The sequence below is a fragment of the Rothia sp. P5764 genome, assembly GCF_048512965.1.
In the GTDB taxonomy this organism is placed as follows: domain Bacteria; phylum Actinomycetota; class Actinomycetes; order Actinomycetales; family Micrococcaceae; genus Rothia.
In genome coordinates, this window is sequence record NZ_JBLXXQ010000001.1 from 294,038 (window position 1) to 311,126 (window position 17,089).

The 17,089-nt window shown below is 58.4% G+C and carries 12 protein-coding genes; 8 read left to right on the forward strand and 4 right to left on the reverse strand.

The features are described from left to right. The first annotated feature begins 43 nt into the window (after window positions 1-43). Both acs and aroQ read left to right on the forward strand, forming a co-directional pair. Window positions 44-1,981: an acetate--CoA ligase gene (gene acs, locus ACN08Y_RS01380; protein ID WP_419111628.1), complete on the forward strand. Its 1,938-nt coding sequence runs from the start codon at window positions 44-46 to the stop codon at window positions 1,979-1,981. A 162-nt stretch (window positions 1,982-2,143) separates the two neighbouring features. Then, window positions 2,144-2,602 carry a type II 3-dehydroquinate dehydratase gene (gene aroQ, locus ACN08Y_RS01385; RefSeq protein ID WP_419110842.1) on the forward strand — a complete coding sequence of 153 codons (459 nt, stop codon included), beginning with the start codon at window positions 2,144-2,146 and terminating at the stop codon, window positions 2,600-2,602. 54 nt (window positions 2,603-2,656) lie between these two features. On the opposite strand, the gene ACN08Y_RS01390 is transcribed toward aroQ, so the two are convergent. Next, window positions 2,657-3,826: a MarP family serine protease gene (locus tag ACN08Y_RS01390; RefSeq protein ID WP_419104766.1), complete on the reverse strand. Its 1,170-nt coding sequence runs from the start codon at window positions 3,824-3,826 to the stop codon at window positions 2,657-2,659. 328 nt (window positions 3,827-4,154) lie between these two features. Between ACN08Y_RS01390 and ACN08Y_RS01395 the strand changes: the two genes are divergently transcribed. Continuing rightward, window positions 4,155-4,832 (forward strand): Crp/Fnr family transcriptional regulator, encoded by a 678-nt coding sequence (locus ACN08Y_RS01395; protein WP_083091991.1) that lies wholly within the window; start codon window positions 4,155-4,157, stop codon window positions 4,830-4,832. Window positions 4,833-5,158: 326 nt separating this feature from the next. On the opposite strand, the gene ACN08Y_RS01400 is transcribed toward ACN08Y_RS01395, so the two are convergent. From ACN08Y_RS01400 to ACN08Y_RS01410, 3 genes are all read right to left on the reverse strand, one after another. After that, a complete protein-coding gene (locus tag ACN08Y_RS01400) occupies window positions 5,159-6,133 on the reverse strand; it encodes an NUDIX hydrolase (RefSeq protein ID WP_419111629.1) in 975 nt (324 codons plus the stop codon). Then, window positions 6,126-6,602, reverse strand: coding sequence for a RidA family protein (locus ACN08Y_RS01405; RefSeq protein ID WP_419104768.1), 477 nt, complete (start codon window positions 6,600-6,602; stop codon window positions 6,126-6,128). The genes ACN08Y_RS01400 and ACN08Y_RS01405 overlap by 8 nt, the downstream gene beginning before the upstream one ends. A gap of 84 nt (window positions 6,603-6,686) precedes the next feature. Then, a complete protein-coding gene (locus ACN08Y_RS01410; protein WP_419099159.1) occupies window positions 6,687-6,890 on the reverse strand; it encodes a hypothetical protein in 204 nt (67 codons plus the stop codon). A 244-nt stretch (window positions 6,891-7,134) separates the two neighbouring features. On the opposite strand from ACN08Y_RS01410, the gene ACN08Y_RS01415 reads away from it, so the two are divergent. From ACN08Y_RS01415 to ACN08Y_RS01435, 5 genes are all read left to right on the forward strand, one after another. Beyond that, entirely contained in the window at window positions 7,135-9,264 is a 2,130-nt protein-coding gene (locus ACN08Y_RS01415) for a transglycosylase domain-containing protein (RefSeq protein ID WP_419111630.1), read from the forward strand. A 32-nt stretch (window positions 9,265-9,296) separates the two neighbouring features. After that, on the forward strand, window positions 9,297-10,226 hold the full coding sequence (locus tag ACN08Y_RS01420) for a metallophosphoesterase (protein ID WP_419111860.1): 930 nt from the start codon (window positions 9,297-9,299) through the stop codon (window positions 10,224-10,226). Between the two features lie 54 nt (window positions 10,227-10,280). Beyond that, on the forward strand, window positions 10,281-12,113 hold the full coding sequence (locus tag ACN08Y_RS01425) for an ABC transporter ATP-binding protein (RefSeq protein ID WP_419111631.1): 1,833 nt from the start codon (window positions 10,281-10,283) through the stop codon (window positions 12,111-12,113). Continuing rightward, window positions 12,110-13,930: an ABC transporter ATP-binding protein gene (locus tag ACN08Y_RS01430; RefSeq protein ID WP_419111632.1), complete on the forward strand. Its 1,821-nt coding sequence runs from the start codon at window positions 12,110-12,112 to the stop codon at window positions 13,928-13,930. The genes ACN08Y_RS01425 and ACN08Y_RS01430 overlap by 4 nt, the downstream gene beginning before the upstream one ends. Window positions 13,931-14,165: 235 nt before the next feature. Further along, window positions 14,166-17,048 carry an FAD-binding and (Fe-S)-binding domain-containing protein gene (locus ACN08Y_RS01435; protein WP_419111633.1) on the forward strand — a complete coding sequence of 961 codons (2,883 nt, stop codon included), beginning with the start codon at window positions 14,166-14,168 and terminating at the stop codon, window positions 17,046-17,048. The last annotated feature ends 41 nt before the right edge of the window (window positions 17,049-17,089 follow it).

Sequence of the window (17,089 nt, forward strand, 5' to 3'; positions counted from 1 at the left end):
GTGGCCTAAGTCTATGACGCCACACACAGAGGAAGGCATATTGATGACCGACACCCAGGACGTCTTTGCACCCAGCCCCGAATTCTCAGCCCAGGCCAACGCCCAGCCCGGCATCTACCAAGAAGCCACGGAAAAAGGCCCCGAATTCTGGGCGGAACAGGCTCGTGACCTGCTGACCTGGTACAAGCCCTTCACCCAAACCCTCGACTGGTCCAACCCTCCCTTCGCCAAGTGGTTTGGCGACGGCGAGCTCAACGCCTGCTACAACGCCGTAGACCGCCACGTTGAAAACGGCCTGGGCGAGCGCACCGCCCTGCTCTTTGAGGGCGAGCCCGGCGACACCGCCTCCTACACCTACGCCCAGCTCAAAGACCAGGTATCCCGCGTAGCCAACGGCCTAGAATCTCTTGGCGTGACCAAGGGTGACCGTGTAGCCATCTACCTGCCCATGATTGCCGAAGCTGTGATTGCTATGCTGGCCTGCGCCCGCATCGGTGCCGTCCATTCGGTAGTCTTTGGCGGCTTCTCGGCGGATGCCTTGCGTTCCCGTATCGAAGACGGGGAGGCCAAGCTGGTTATCACCGCCGACGGCTCCTACCGCCGTGGTAAGCCTTCTATGCTCAAACCCGCCGTCGATGCCGCCCTAGAAAAGGGGGGCTCCAGCGTCGAGCACGTCCTTGTTGTTCAACGCAACGGTGAGGAGATCAGCTGGGTGCAAGGCCGCGATGTCTGGTGGCACGAGCTGACCGCTGAGCAGTCCACCGAGCACACTCCCTCACGCCAGAACGCCGAGGATCCCCTCTTTATCCTCTACACCTCCGGTACCACAGGTAAGCCCAAGGGTATTCTGCACACCACCGGTGGCTACCTGACCCAGGGCGCTTTTACCCACAGGAACATCTTTGACCTCAAGCCTGAGACAGATGTCTACTGGTGCACCGCAGATGTTGGTTGGGTAACCGGCCACTCCTATGTTGCCTACGCTCCTCTGGTCAACGGCGCCACCCAGGTCATTTACGAGGGCACTCCCGATGCCCCGCACCGTGGCCGCTTCTGGGAGATTGTGCAAAAGTACGGTGTGAGCATCATGTATACCTCCCCCACCGCTATCCGCACCATGATGAAGTGGGGTGAGGACATTCCCGCCAAGTACGACCTGAGCTCCCTGCGCGTACTGGGTACCGTGGGTGAGGCTATTAACCCCGAGGCCTGGCGCTGGTTCCACCGGGTCATTGGTGGGGGCAACTGCCCCATCGTTGATACCTGGTGGCAGACTGAGACCGGGGCCATCATGGTCTCCCAGCTCCCCGGTATTACCGTGGCTAAGCCCGGTAGCGCCCAGCAGCCTATCCCCGGTATCACCATTGACGTGGTCGATGATCTGGGCGAGTCCCTACCCAACGAGCAGTCCGGCTTTCTAACCATTCGGGAGCCCTGGCCCTCTATGCTCCGCACCATCTGGGGCGATGATGACCGTTTTGTCGATACCTACTGGTCTCGTTTTGAGAGCATGTACTTTGCCGGTGACGGCGCTAAGCGCGACGCTGACGGTGACCTGTGGGTACTGGGCCGTGTGGACGATGTCATGAACGTATCGGGCCACCGCCTCTCCACCCCCGAGATTGAGTCGGCCCTGGTTTCACACCCGGCTGTTGCCGAGGCCGCCGTTGTCGGCGCTAGCGACGAAACCACAGGCCAGGCCGTCATGGCCTTCGTCATTCTCAACGACGAGGCTAAGGCAGCAGGCTACGACGATGCTGAGCTGGCCGAGCAGATTCGCGCCCATGTGGGTGTGGAGATTTCACCCATCGCCAAGCCCAAGCGAGTGCTCATCGTGGAGGACCTGCCCAAGACCCGGTCGGGTAAGATTATGCGCCGCCTGCTCAAGGACGTAGCCGAGGACCGCCCGGTCGGTGACACCACCACCCTGGCTGATCCCACGGTCATGGAGTCCATTGAGGCTAACTTTAAGAAGAGCTAGCCCGGCTAATCCCCCGAGCCTGTTTCCAAGGCCCATGGCTGGGGCGACTACCGTAGCCCGGTGAAACCCAGAAAAAATATTTACTCTAGGTCCGCCTCTTGTTTACCTGCAACCGAGCAGATAAACAGGGGGCGGGCCCTTTTATGTGAAAAACTAGAACCTATGGCACATAGACAGACTGCATCCAAGCTCATTTCCGTTATCAACGGACCCAACCTCAACCTCTTGGGAGCGCGTAAGCCCGAGGTCTACGGGCACACCACCCTGGCGGATATTGAGGCCACCTTGCGCCAGCAGGCTGCGGAGCTGGGTTTTGAGCTGAGCTTTATGCAGTCCAACCATGAGGGCGACCTGGTGGACGCTATCCAGGCAGCAGGCACCCAAGCAGCCGGGATCATCATTAACCCGGCAGCCTACACCCACACCTCTCTTGCCCTGCACGATGCCTTGGAGGCCGCTGAGCTACCGGTGGTGGAGGTTCACCTGTCCAATGTGCATAAGCGAGAGCCTTTCCGCCACCGTTCTTTTGTTTCTCCGCAAGCAACCGCTGTAATTACCGGTGCCGGTGCCCAGGGCTACGAACTGGCCTTGACCTTTTTAGAACGGCAGTTGAGGAAGTAGCCTCATAGGCCCTGGGCGCTACCTCTTACCCGCTTCTGGCACAGGCTAGCCTACCTAGACGGCACACTGGCCGGTTGCGACCGCAAGAGAGCCAGAGTGCACCTGGCTGAGCGCCTCCAGCAGAATCGATGAAGGAATAGCGTAACCGGTCTGGCCCTGGGTGGATTTAGCAAAAATCATGGCCATGACCTGACCATCTTCGGTGAGCACCGGCCCACCAGAGTTCCCCTGCTGGACATGGGCCGCTATCTGGTAGACCAAGCGGGAGGGATTCGTTTGGCCTGTACTTGCATTAATGGTCTGCGTATAGCCTAGGCCCTGGACGGTTGCTGAACGGCTGGCAAAAGGCCCTCCGCCGGGGTAACCCATAAAGGCAACGGTGGTTCCTGCGGCCACCTCAGCACCTTGGATAGGCAGGGGGGCAAGAGCCAAGTCAGGGGCACTGATAATAGCAACATCCTGCTCTGCATCGAAGTAAACCACCTGGCCGGTAGCTGCCTGCCCGTTACGGCCCAGTAGGGAGGGGGTACTGACACCGGCAACAACGTGGGCGTTTGTTACCACCAGCCCACCGTCCACCGCAAAGCCTGAGCCTTCTGATACGTAGTTGCAGGCGTTTGCGGAACCCACCACCTGCACAACCGACTGGCTAGCAGTTTCAAGTGCATCTGTTTCCAGCGGGTCGCTGGGGGCTTCCTGCTCGGGGTAGAGAAGATGCGATACCTCAGGAAGGCCGGCGGCCTGGACGAGTTGACCCTTAATCTCTGTCACCTTTTCCTGGGCGGCAGGCGGTGTTACCTGGAGCAGCCAGCTAACCACCTTAGATTCAGAGGTCAGGGCGGTAACGGTGGGAATACCGAGCGGTCGGACCACCAGAACAAGGGTAACGATGACCAGAGCGCTCAAAAAGATGTTGAGCAGGCCACCTGCAAGGCGCTCCAAACCGCGCAAGGGTGTCTTATCGCTGGCGCGGCGAATCAGGTTGCCTACGGTCATCCCAAGGGTTTGGCCAAGAATCAAACATCCTAAGGCAGTGCCCAGCCCCACTAACAGATACCAGTGAGAACTCACCTGGTTGATAGCCCACGGGGTTGCGTAGAGGGCAGCTAGGGCACCGGCGATAAAGCCGACGAAGGTCCCCAGAGTAACAAAAAGTCCTTGGCGTAAACCGGCAAGAAAGTAGATGCCGATAATGGCAAGAATTACCCAGTCAAGGATGGTCATATATCTCCTTAAGAAAGAGGGAGGCAGACTCAAGTATTTAACCAGGTAATCTGCACGGCTACCCGTAAGGGTTTCACAGCCTACCGGCTCAACCTGAAAATAGCGGGAAAGGACGGTTAAAAAAACTCTGGTACTGCTCGGAACAGCAATCTTAATGGGTGTCCAAAGCCACGAATATCATGTAGGCTCTAAAGTAGTTGAATAAGTCACAGTTAAAAGTGCTGTGTGATGAACTAGGCAAAGACTATGCTTAGGTAGTCCGTAGCCCTCAGGAACAGGGTTCGCGCTTAAACTAACCAATCATCCCCCTAGGAGTAACAAAAGAACCATGGATATTGAAGTACTACGCCGCGCGCCACTCTTCGCTTCTCTCGACGATGAGGCATTCGCCGCTCTCACCGAAGACATCACCGAGGTAGACCTTTCCCGCGGTGCCACCCTCTTCTACGAAGGCGATCAGGGGGACCAGCTCTACTTCGTTATCTCAGGCAAGATGAAGCTGGGCCGCACCGCCTCTGATGGTCGTGAAAACCTGGTAGCTATCATGGGTCCCGGAGAAATCTTCGGTGAGATGGCCCTGTTTGACCCTTCACCCCGTTCTACCAGCGCAACCGCTGTTTCCGAGACTCGCCTGGCAGGTGTCAAGCATGAGTCCCTGCGTAAGGCTATGGAGAAGTCACCGAATATCTCCGCTCAGGTTCTTCAGGCACTGGCCCGCCGCCTGCGCCGCACCAACGAAAACCTGGCTGACCTGGTCTTCTCCGATGTTCCCGGTCGCGTTGCTAAGGCTCTGCTGGATCTGGCTGACCGCTTTGGTCGCCCCGCAACCGACGGTGTTCTGGTTGCCCACGAACTGACTCAGGAAGAGCTGGCTCAGCTGGTTGGTGCTTCCCGCGAGACCGTTAACAAGGCTCTGGCTGAATTCGTTTCCCGTGGCTGGATCCGTCTGGAAGCTCGCGCAGTGGTCATTCTTGACCTGCAGCGCCTGCGCCAGCGTTCACGCTAAGGCAAGCTCCCCTCAAGGAGGGGTAGAAACATAAAAACCGGGTGAGACAGTTACTGTCTCACCCGGTTTTCGTTTCTAGGCCTTAGCTCTTGAGGAGAACAAGAGCTGGGACCTAGCACAGTCAAAGGACTATAAAGACTTCTTCAAATGCGCCCCCGACCTGAACACCCGCAGATAGCCCTATGTGTAGAAAATTTCTGGCCATAAAGCACACAGTCAGAACAGTAAACACCCCAGCGCTTTAAAGTTCTTTGATAAAAGCCAGGGACTTCTTAGTAGAGCACATTCTGCTCTTGTTTTGCCTGAATAAAGCTAGTCATAAAAAACTAAACTTTCTTTTCCTCTACTGACAGGTAGCAGGTACCTGTGACGTCCCGTTTAACCTCGGGTAGATAGAGGCTAACCTGGCGGCGTTTTGAGAGAAAAGCCACCGCACCAGAAGCCCCCGCGAGCTGTTCAAGCAGGTACATAACGCCCGGGGTAACAAGCTCCTGGAAGGGTACCCCCACGGTGTCCGGCTGACCGATTTCATCACCCAGGGCAGTACTTGAGGGAGCCGCGGTCAGGTCGCGAGCACTCACCCAGCGCCCCCAAATGCCCTTTCCAGCAAGGAGAGAGGGGCTCTGCCCTACGGGGACAGCGCAGGTGAAATAGTGCACGTCATAGCGTTTGTGAAAGAAACCCGGGGACTGCCAGCGGGCCAGAGGTTTGAGCAGGTCAGCCCTAATTTTTAGGCCCCTGCGTTCAAGGTAGTCCGCGAAAATTTTCTCCTGCTGGGCTACCGACTGACGTGAAGTCATGCATTCGTGGCCGCTGGTCAGTTCGATAGTGGACAGCTCATTATCACCGGCCAGCAGAACACCGGTCTCTTCAAAAAGTTCACGGATAGCGGTCACTACAACAGCGCTTGTAGCTCCCAGGTCTTCCTGGGCAAAACTCTTAGCCCAGTATTCGCCACCGGGCCCAACCCAGCCTAGGGGAGCGTAGTCTTGACGAACCCCCAGACCGCCGGGGAAAGCTACCCTACCCATGGGGGATTTAACCCGGTAGGTCATAAAGGTTTCCACGCCGTTGGCACCATCTCGCACAAAGACCACTGCGGCGGCAGGTTTAGCCGGGGCTTGGTCACAGGCACCCTGATCAAGCCAGGCGCGGGCGCAGTCCTGCTGATTGGGAGGAATCGGGTGGGTTTTAACTACCGGCACGCGCGGGACGGCCCCAGTTCCCGCGGAGTAGGGGCGCGAGGCGGAGGAAGGGGCTACCTGCTTAAGGGCACCTGTGTACATGGACTGGTTAGGCATATTCCACGATAATTTCGACTTCAACCGGTGAATCGAGCGGGAGTACTGGCACGCCGACAGCTGAACGGGCGTGCACACCGGCATCACCGAATATGTCGCCTAGCAGCAGAGAAGCGCCGTTGATGACAGCAGGCTGAGCGGTGAAAGAGGGGTCAGAAGAGACGAAACCAAGGACCTTCACCACCCGGGTCACGCGGTCAAGGTCACCGATCACAGACTTCACTGCGGCCAAAGCGTTGAGTGCAGAGAGGCTAGCAAGTTTCTGGGCGGTCTCAGGGTCAACGAACCCTTCCTGACCCTTATCGGCTACCTTGCCAGTAGCCGGAAGCTGGCCTTGCACGAAGGGAAGCTGGCCCGATGTGTAAACATAGTTGCCACTGGTTACAGCGGGAACGTAAGCGGCCACGGGAGCTGCCAGTTCGGGGAGCTCAAAACCAAGCTCTTTAATGCGGTCTTCAATCTTTGACACGGTAAGCCCTTTCTCACAGGGTGTCCGGGGGGCATAAAACCGGGCTACAGGCCTTATGGCCCGAACCCGGTTCTGGTGCGATGTTTAGTTAGTTGCCTTCTTGCGCTTAAAGTAGGCGATCGGATTGCCCTGAGTGGGGGCAACCATGTTCCCTGCCGGGGTTGCACCGCTGGGCGCGGCACCGGGCAGAACTGCCACAAGCTCCCAGCCGTCTTCACCCCAGTTATCGAGGATCTGCTTGGTTGCGTGAATCATCAGGGGCACTGTTGCGTATTCCCATTTTTCCATAGCACCAAGCCTAGACCACCCGGGCCTAAAAGACGAAGAGGCCGGGCCTCAAGAGTAGGTTTTGAAACAGCCAAAGCCTTCGGTGTGCCTACTGTGCACTACAGAGTGGAGCCGGGACAGTGTCTTGTGGGGTGCTAAAAGGGAGCTCCACACGGAGGCAAGCCGGTAGATTTTGAGGGACTTTTCCGGGCTAGTCCCCCGGCCCTGTGGTGCGCTTTGGCCGGGGAGCCGATAAACTGGTTAAATGGCTTCCTCTAAGAACGTTCGTACACGGCGCCGCACTCCGGGCGATTTCATTCAGTTTATTGCACTGAGCATTATCTCCGGCTTCGTAGTTGCTCTGATTCTGATACCACCAACTACCGCGATGAGCGCAACTATCAACGCATCCATGAACTGGTTTAAGGCTCTGCCTGTCAGCATGAGCAACGGGCCGCTCTCGAAGCCCTCTGTTATTTACGCAAGCGATGGCAAGACCGAACTTGCTTCTTACTATGCTCAGAACCGCACAGAGGTTTCTCTGGATAAAATTTCACAGCATATGAAAGATGCCATTCTTTCCTCAGAGGACCGTAAGTTCTACGAGCACGGGGCTGTCTCACCCCTTGGTATTGCACGCGCTGTAGTTAACAACGTGATTAACCCCGGTAACCGCCAGGGTGCATCTACCCTGACCCAGCAGTACGTCAATAACCTGCTGATTGATGCTGCCGAGCAGTCTGGGGAAGAAGCGGGAACTCTGGGTGCCAACAAGGACTACCTAGACAAAATCAAGGAAATGAAGCTGGCCATTTCCATGGAACAGAACCTGAGCAAGGACCAGATCCTTGAAGGGTACCTGAACATCATTAACCTGGGTGGCTCTAACTACGGCGTGGAAGCCGCCGCCTACTACTACTGGGGTATTTCGGCCTCTGAGCTGGATATCTCCCAGTCAGCCATTCTTGCCGGTATGGTGGTCTCTCCCAACATGTACCGCCCCGATAAGAATCCCGAACTTGCCAAAAAGCGTCGGGACATCGTACTGGGCACCATGCTCCGTGACGGCAAAATCACTGAGGATGAATACTCTGAGGCGCTCAACGAGGACGTCAACCTCGATATTCACACCACCCCCTCAGGCTGTTCTACGGCTGGAGATTTCGCCCATTTCTGTGTTTACGCTGTTACGGATTTCTTGAATGATGAAACCTACGGCGCAACCGAAGATGACCGTAAGAATGCCCTCTACCGGGGCGGTTACAAGATCATTACCACCGTTGACGTTAAGGCCCAGAAGGAAGCCAAGGCCCAGGTAGAAGCTACCCAACCTTCCACCAACAACCCCGATAAGGTATCAGCGGCTCTGGTTTCTGTAGAGCCCGGTAGCGGAAAGGTTCTTGCTATGGCGCAGAACTCCGGCTACGGTGACTCCGTCGAAACCAATTTCGAGGACAACTTCTACAACTTCAACGTTGATATTGCCCACGGCGGTACTGCAGGTTTCCAGCCCGGTTCAACCTTCAAACCCGTGATTCTGGCCCAGTGGATCAAGGACGGTAAGGGCGTTAACGCCACCATTGACGGCACCTCCCTGAACTACCCCAAGTCCTTCCGCTGGCCGGCCTCCTGCCAGCCCAACGGGTACATTATTTCTGAGGATGCCGAGGGTTTCTCCTTCAGCAACGCAGAAGGGGGCCTACGAACCTGGAACACAGTGGCCTACGGCATTAAGAACTCTATTAACTCCTTCACTGCCAAAATGGTATCGACTACCGATGCCTGCGCCATTAACGACCTGCGGGCCAAGCTACGCATCACCGACGGGGCCGGCGAGGCCCCCTACGAGATCTCCCGTCCTTCCTACATGCTAGGTGGCTGGGAAAAGGGTACTACGCCCCTCACCATGGCTTCGGCCTACGCTACCTTTGCCAGCGGTGGCACCTACTGTGAGCCCCGCTCCCTCACCAAGGTCTCCAAGAACGGCAAAGAGGTCAAAGGCTATAAATCTACCTGTGAGCGTGTACTCGATGAAGACGTTGCCAATGGCGTTAACTACGTCCTTGAACAGGTGCTAGTCAGTGGCTCCGGCTACCAGCGCGGCATCGGGCTAGCCGGTGCCTCTGCAGCTAAGACCGGTACCACCAACGACTCCACCCAGACCTGGATGATTGGTTACACCCGTGGCATTGCCACCGCCTCCTGGGTAGGTAACGTCGATAAGGGTTCCCGCTCCCTCAACGGCCTATCCATCAACGGGCAGCGACTTAGCTACGTGGACGGCGCCACCTACGCCGGTGCTCAGTGGCAACGCTATATGCGCGCTGTAGCTAAGAACTACAAGACTGACGCTTTCACTACACCTTCGGCTAAGGTGCTTGGCACCAACCAGTAAGGAATGATGTGAATTCTCTGAATTCTGCTCATGTGGCGGCTTCGGCTGGCACTCTGGCACGATCCGCAGCAGCGGTTCTTGGCGCAGGTGCTCTAGCTGGGGCCGCCACGGCCGCTTATGCCCACTTTATTGAGCTCAATAACTTCACGATTCGCACCGAGACTCTACCGGTACTTCCCGCCGGTAGCCCCGACTTTAAGGTTCTGCACATTTCGGATATGCACATGATTCCCGGCCAGCGGCCTAAGCGGGATTTCATGCATTCGCTGGCCGAGCTGAAACCGGACCTGGTTATTAATACCGGGGATAACCTCTCCCATATCAGTGGGCTACCCGCCCTGCTCGATGCGCTGGACCCACTCCTGGACTTCCCCGGAGTCTACGTTCCCGGCTCCAACTGCTATTTCGCGCCGGTCGCCAAAAACCCGGCCCGCTACCTGTGGAAAAAGAACACCGGGGACGAAGCCAGCCAAGAAACCCGCGCACCCCTACCGACCCAGGACATGCACGATGCTTTCGATGCTCGCGGCTGGCTGGGGCTCATTAACCGCTATGACACGCTCACTCTCAAGGGTCTGCGCTTGGAGTTCTCCGGGGTCGATGACCCTCACCTGGACTATGACCGGCACCCCGGGTTCTCCCCCACCGCCTTTGAGCGGCAACCGGCACCAAGCCTGCGCCTTGGTATCTGTCACGCCCCCTACCTGCGTACCCTCAATCGTTTTGTAGCGGACGGCGCCCAAGCAATTTTTGCCGGACACACCCACGGCGGGCAGGTCTGCCTACCCGGTGGCCGGGCACTGGTTTCTAACTGCGACCTGCCCCCGGAACGCGCCAAGGGAGTCTCCCTGCAAGGTAATATTCCGGTACAGGTTTCTGCCGGACTGGGCACCTCCCGGTTTGCCCAGGTGCGGCTCTTCTGCCCGCCGGAGGCCGTACTGGTCACTTTGACCACTCCCTAAGCACGCACACTAACGGTTCTCTTCCTCACCCACAGACCGGAAGAAAAGGTAAACATGTCATTGCGCCTCTTGCGGGTTAAGCCTCTACCCACACCTGAGCCAGCGCCTTTTGTTGACACAAACGAACACGACCTTACACTCTGGCGTTACTCAGGCCCTATCCGGGGGCGCTGGTTTGCCGGTCTGCTGGTGGCTATCACCAGTGCTATTGTGGCAATCTCGATACCGCAGGTCTTGGGGTGGATTGTTGATTCGCTCCTCACCGATCAGCCCACCGTACAGGCTATCTGGGTCGGTGGTGGCATAGTCTTAGCCTTAGGTCTGCTCCAGTCGGGGCTTTTCCTCTTACGCCGCCAGCTGGTCGTTGAGCCGGCTTCGGAGGTGGAGAATACCATGCGGGTCAGAATCTTTGACCGGCTCTTGCGTTCACCCGTTACTTTCCACGACCGCTGGCCATCGGGCCAGCTACTGACCCGTACCATGTCCGATTTGGGCACGGTGCGTCGCTGGACGGCCTTCGGCCTGATTCAGCTCATCACCACCGCTATCCAGGTACTGGTGGGAACGCTCTATATGTTTGTCGGTTCCTGGCAGCTAGCCCTCATTTTCCTAGCCAGTCTTCCAGTTACTGTTTTCTTTATCTGGCGGTTCGTACGTACTTTCCGCCAGCTCACCCGTGCTTCCCAGGAGAAGGCAGGTGACCTAGCAACCTCTGTTGAAGAATCTGTGCAGGGTATTCGTGTGCTCAAAGCCTTAGGAAGGGGCGATCATGCCTTAGCTGGCTTTGCGACCAGCTCTGCAGAACTCAAAGACCTTGAAATCCGGCGCGGTCGGGCTACGGGAGCCATGCGTATGCAAACAGCTATGACCAGCGGCCTATCACTGGCGCTTGCTTTGATTGTTGGTCTTCAGCTTGTCGCGGCAGGCTCATTGAGTGTTGGTAGGCTAACAGGGTATTTTGCTACGGTAGCCATGCTGACGGGGCAGGTGGAGCGCAGCGGTATGCTGCTTTCCATGTACCTGGCTGCCAAGGTTTCCATGGACCGCCACCGCGCTGTCATGGTCGGTGCACCCGGTGAAGAGGTGGAACTTGTGACTGGCTCACCCCTTAGCCCCTCAACAACTCAGGCCGCAGCCCTTAGGTTTGACCGGGTGGACTTTAGCTACGGCCCGGCTGAGCGCCCGGTCCTAAGGGGCTTCAGCCTGGATATTGGCCCCGGCGAGATTATTGCCCTGGTCGGTTCCACCGGCTCCGGTAAATCGACCGTCTTACACTTGGTCCAGCGGTTGTACCAACCCAATTCCGGGGCCCTTTACCTGGACGGTCACGATATTGCTTCCCTCCCCCTGCCGGAGCTTCGTTCCTCCGTAGCTATCGCTTTTGAGGAACCCGTTCTCTTTTCCACCAGCGTCCGTGAGAACGTCCTCCTGGGGGTTCAAGACCAGGGCCTCACCGAGGCAGAACTGACCCGACGGCTAGAGAATGCCCTTAAGGTTGCTGCCGCAGATTTTGTTGCCCACCTGCCGGAGGGGGCAGAAACGGTGATCGGTGAAGAGGGGATGAGTCTTTCGGGCGGTCAACGTCAGCGGCTCTCCCTTGCCCGCGCTATTGCGACCAATCCAGCGGTGCTCCTGCTCGATGATCCGCTCTCGGCACTCGATGTCACCACCGAAGAACGCGTTATTGACCAGCTCAAACAAGAGCTCACCAAAACCACCACCCTGCTCACCGCGCACCGGCCCTCAACGGTGGCGCTGGCCGACCGGGTAGTGCTACTCCAGGACGGGCAGGTTGCCGCAGTAGGAAGTCACACCGAGCTACTGGCCCGAGCTGACTACCGGGAACTCATGGCACCCGAAGCCCCAGCACAGGAGGGCCTGGCATGAACCCTGTACTGCCCCGCGAAGACCGGGTAGAACTCAGCGCAGAAGAAGCAGGCCTGGTACGCCGCCGTTCCCTGAACCTGCTGGTAGAAATCCTAAGACCCGTGCGCGGCCACCTGCTGTTAACCCTGATACTGGTGGTCATCGCCATGGGGCTCAACACGGCCATGCCCTGGCTCATCTCACAGGCAATTAACACCACCATAGAACCGCTCAGGGGTGGGGATCCGGGGCCAGCTACCCGGGTCGTCCTGCTCTACGCGGGAGCCGGTCTTATCTCGGGTATCTGCCTTTACACCAACATTCTGCTGACCTATAAAATCTCGCAGAACGCGCTCTTTGAACTGCGGCAACGCATGTTTGCGCACTCGCAGAAACTCTCGGTGAGCTTTCACGAAACCTACACCTCCGGGCGAGTTATCTCCCGCCTGACCAGTGACCTCGACACGCTCCGGCAGTTCTTGGATTCTGGGCTCTCGGAACTTGCCTCCATGCTCCTCAGTATTGTGTTCACGGTATTAGCGCTCTGCCTGATGGACTGGCGGGCCGGTGTGGCCCTGGCCTGTATCGGCCTTCCGGTTGCCCTACTTACCCTCTGGTTCCGCCGCAATTCGACTCTGGCCTACCGGGCCCAGCGTGTGGCATCAGCGCGAATCATTAGCCGTTTTTCGGAAACCTTTACCGGCATCCGCGCAGTCAAAGCCTTCCGGGCAGAGGCGACCGCCCGCGAACAGTATGGGCAGGCCGCCGAAGAGTACCGGATGCGGGTTATGCAGTCCGTTAAGCTCCACGGCATCTACATGCCCACCCTGCAGGCTCTGGGCAATACCTTTGTTGCCACGGTCCTGGTGATTGGTGGCTACTCCATTTTGGGCGGCTCCATGCAGGCCGGCACACTCCTGGCTCTAGTGATCTATGCCAACCGGGTCTTTGAACCGATCTTTATGCTCTCTGATTTCTACAACCTCTTCCAGTCGGCAGTTTCTGCCCTTGAAAAGGTGTCCGGCTTTCTGGCGGAAGAACCTGATGTTGCCGAACCCGAGCACCCGGCTCAAAGAAGCAGGCCGGCCCAGGGGTATTTGGTCTTTGATGAGGCCGAATTTGAGTACCTACCCGGCAGACCTGCTCTCCACCGACTTAACCTAGAGGTAGCTGCGGGCCAGCACCTTGCGCTGGTAGGAGCGACCGGCGCCGGTAAATCTACCCTGGCAAAGCTGGTAGCTCGCTTTTACGACGTCACCCAGGGCTCTATCCGCTTGGACGGCCTAGACCTGCGAGAGCTCAGCGACCATCAGCTCCGCCGCGAGGTTGTGATGGTGACCCAGGAGGCCTACCTGTTTGAGGGCACCGTTGCCGATAACATTCGGCTGGGCAACCCGCAGGCCACCGACGAGCAGGTTCATGAGGCCGCCCGTAGGGTGGGGGCCTACGATTTCATCACCGCCCTACCCCAGGGTTTTAACACCCACCTGGCCAAGCGCGGTGGTCGTGTCTCCGCCGGGCAAGGCCAGCTCATTTCATTTGCCCGCGCCTTCCTGGCTGATCCCGCCGTGCTCATTCTTGATGAGGCAACAGCCTCCCTTGATATCCCCACCGAGCGGCTGGTTCAGCACGGCCTTGGTACCCTGCTGGCGGGGCGCACCTCCCTGGTCATAGCCCACCGGCTCTCCACGGTGCTCACCGCCGACCGGATCCTGGTGATGGATGACGGGCGGGTGGTTGAGGACGGCTCCCCCAGCACCCTGGTAGCTCGCGGCGGGCGGTTTGCTCGGATGGTTGAAGCCTGGGAACAGAACCAAGGAATTGACCAAGAAACCTAAGTAGAGCGCAACCCAGTAGGCGATTTTGAGGCTGTGTTAAGCAAGAGAAACCTTCCCTTATCCGCCCCAAGGCACTGTTGGCGCAGTTCTTACCCCCGCTCTATTTCAAGCAGACAAGACCCATCGTTTGCGGGCTACACCACAGGCCGATAGATTGAGGATGTGCACGGCTGGTCATCGGCGCCCAGCACTGCTCTTCAAATGTCTGCGCCGCCCCAGCCAAGGAAAATCACCGATGAGTGTCGCTTCTGCAAGCCAAGCCCTCTCCCGATCTGCCACAGATTCAATCGCCGCTTTCGCAGCTGAGCTAAGGGATATCACCCACTCCGACTTCTTCTCCAATTCGTCGCTCGACCGGCTGGCTATGGCTCACGATGCCTCCCACTACCTGCTGGTGCCCGGTGCGGTAGTCCGCCCGCAGTCAGCCACCGATATGGGTAAGATTTTCGCGGCCGCTGACCGGCACAACCTACCACTGACCTTCCGTTCTGGCGGTACCTCCCTCTCGGGTCAGGCCGGTACCGAGGGCCTGCTCATAGATACCCGCCGCCATTTCCGCGGCATCGAGGTACTCGACGGCGGTCAGCGCGTTCGGGTTCAGCCGGGCGCCACAGTGCAGGCAGTCAATACCGCCCTCGCACCCTACGGCCGCAAGCTGGGCCCCGACCCGGCCTCCATCAGCGCCTGCACCATCGGTGGTGTGGTTGCCAACAACTCATCTGGTATGTCATCGGGCACGGAATTCAACACCTACAAGACCCTGGACTCTATGGTCTTTATCTTGCCCTCGGGCACTGTCATTGATACCGCAGAGCCCGATGCCGATGCCCAACTGGCCGCCCAGGAGCCCGCCCTGCACGAGGGTCTGACCCGCCTGCGCCGCCAGATTCTGGATAACCCAGCTTCGGTGGCAAAAATTCAGCAGCAGTTCTCCATGAAGAACACCATGGGCTACGGGCTCAACTCTTTTGTGGACTACGAACTACCCGTCAAGATTCTGGAACACCTGATGATCGGTTCTGAGGGTACCCTGGGTTTCGTCGCCTCAGCCACCTACCGCACCCTGCCGGTACTTTCCCACGTCACAACCGGCCTACTCACCTTCAGCAATCTTATTGATGCCACCAAGGCTATCCCCCAGCTCGTTGAAGCTGGCACAGCAACCGCCGAGCTGCTGGATGCGACCTCTATTCGGGTAGCCCAGCGCACCGGGCAGGTCCCCGAATCTCTAGCCGCTATTGAGGTCATTGATCATGCGACTCTCCTGGTTGAGTTCTCGGGCAATAGCGCCGAGGAAATCACCCACCAGCAAGATCAGGCGGCCCCCATGCTGGCCGGTTTACCGACTGTCCTGCCGGTGCGTATGACCTCCGATGCCGCCGAGCGCAACAAGCTCTGGGCAGCCCGCCGTGGCCTCTACACCACGGTGGCAGGCGCCCGACCCAGCGGCACAAACGCCCTGCTCGAAGACGTCGTGGTGCCCGTTGAAAAACTGGGAACTACCTGCCAGAGCCTCTCAGAACTCTTCGATGCCCACGGCTACCAAGACTCCGTCATATTCGGACACGCCAAGGACGGCAATATCCACTTCATGCTCAACGAGCAGTTCCGCGATGCCAAGCTGCTCAAACGCTATGAGGCCTTCACCGAGGACATGGTGCAGCTCATTCTCGATGCGGACGGCTCCCTGAAAGCTGAGCATGGCACCGGCCGTATTATGGCCCCCTATGTGCGCCGCCAGTTTGGTGATGAGCTTTACCGCATCATGTGCGAGCTCAAAGCCCTGATTGACCCCAAGAATGTCTTCAACCCCGGGGTGGTGCTCTCGGATGACCCGGCCAGCTACATCCAAAACCTTAAGGTCGCTGAACCGGTGGAAGAAGAAGTGGACCGCTGTGTCGAATGCGGCTACTGCGAGCCGGTCTGCCCCTCTAAGGACCTGACGCTGACCCCACGCCAGCGCATTGTTATTCGCCGGGAAATTCAGGCAGCCCAGGCTGAGGGCAATACCGCTTTGGCTGACCAGCTTGCCACCGAGTACACCTACCACGGTGTGCAAACCTGCGCGGTAGATGGTATGTGCCTAACCCGCTGCCCGGTGCAGATCAATACCGGCGACCTGGTGCGCAGACTCCGTTCCGAACAGCAGAACAAGGCTGCCGCTAAGGGGTGGGACCTGGCGGCCAAGAACTGGGCGGCGGTTGATTCAACAGCCGGGCTCGCGCTGACTACCGCTAAGGCTCTGCCTTTCCCCCTGCCCAAAACTGCCACCGATATCGGGCGCAAACTCCTGGGTACAGATCTGGTCCCCTCCTACAAGAAAGACCTGCCCGCAGGCGGCAAGTCTCGCGCACCCCAGCCCAATCCCCGCGCCGAGATTGTCTTCTTCCCCGCCTGCGTGGGTGCCATGTTTGGCGGTGTAGATTCCACCGGCGCACCGGCTCCCAGCGCTACCGAAGCTTTCACAACTCTCTGCCAGCGGGCCGGTGTAGAGTTCACCGTGCCCGAGGGCATCAAGTCCCTGTGCTGTGGAACCCCGTGGAAGTCAAAGGGGTACACCGACGGCTACCAGCACATGGCCGACCGTGTTCTCGACATTCTTTGGGCGGCCAGCCAGGGTGGGCGCCTCCCGATTGTCTGTGATGCTTCCTCCTGTACCGAGGGCCTCCAGGTCATGAAAGAAAAAGCTGCCGCGTCAGGCCCCGGAGCATCTGGGCGCGATTACTCCCAGCTGACCTTCATTGACTCGGTGGAGTTTGCCGCTGACCGCCTGCTCACCGCGCTCACCGTCACTGGCCCCATTGCCTCGCTTGCTCTGCACCCCACCTGTTCCGTGACCCATCTGGGCATTGCCAGTAAGTTTGTGCAAGTGGCGCAGGCTATTTCACCCGATGCTGTAGTGCCCCAGGCCTGGGGTTGCTGCGCCTATGCTGGGGACCGGGGTATGCTCCACCCCGAGCTGACCGCCAGCGCCACCGCCGCAGAAGCCGCTGAGGTCAATTCCCGCAGCTTTGAGGCCTACGCCTCCACCAACCGCACCTGCGAGCAGGGCATGACCGAGGCCACCGGCCATACCTACCAGAACATTCTTCAACTGCTCGAAAAGGCCACCCGCTAGGCCGCTATACCGCCTTAGCCCCGGAACACCGGTTTGCGGTG

What these genes read in the sequence shown, in the direction of transcription:
- acs (WP_419111628.1), top strand. Translation starts at nt 44, where the DNA reads ATGACCGACACCCAGGACGTCTTTGCACCCAGCCCCGAATTCTCAGCC.
- aroQ (WP_419110842.1), top strand. Translation starts at nt 2,144, where the DNA reads ATGGCACATAGACAGACTGCATCCAAGCTCATTTCCGTTATCAACGGA.
- ACN08Y_RS01390 (WP_419104766.1), bottom strand. Translation starts at nt 3,826, where the DNA reads ATGACCATCCTTGACTGGGTAATTCTTGCCATTATCGGCATCTACTTT.
- ACN08Y_RS01395 (WP_083091991.1), top strand. Translation starts at nt 4,155, where the DNA reads ATGGATATTGAAGTACTACGCCGCGCGCCACTCTTCGCTTCTCTCGAC.
- ACN08Y_RS01400 (WP_419111629.1), bottom strand. Translation starts at nt 6,133, where the DNA reads ATGCCTAACCAGTCCATGTACACAGGTGCCCTTAAGCAGGTAGCCCCT.
- ACN08Y_RS01410 (WP_419099159.1), bottom strand. Translation starts at nt 6,890, where the DNA reads ATGGAAAAATGGGAATACGCAACAGTGCCCCTGATGATTCACGCAACC.
- ACN08Y_RS01415 (WP_419111630.1), top strand. Translation starts at nt 7,135, where the DNA reads ATGGCTTCCTCTAAGAACGTTCGTACACGGCGCCGCACTCCGGGCGAT.
- ACN08Y_RS01425 (WP_419111631.1), top strand. Translation starts at nt 10,281, where the DNA reads ATGTCATTGCGCCTCTTGCGGGTTAAGCCTCTACCCACACCTGAGCCA.
- ACN08Y_RS01430 (WP_419111632.1), top strand. Translation starts at nt 12,110, where the DNA reads ATGAACCCTGTACTGCCCCGCGAAGACCGGGTAGAACTCAGCGCAGAA.
- ACN08Y_RS01435 (WP_419111633.1), top strand. Translation starts at nt 14,166, where the DNA reads ATGAGTGTCGCTTCTGCAAGCCAAGCCCTCTCCCGATCTGCCACAGAT.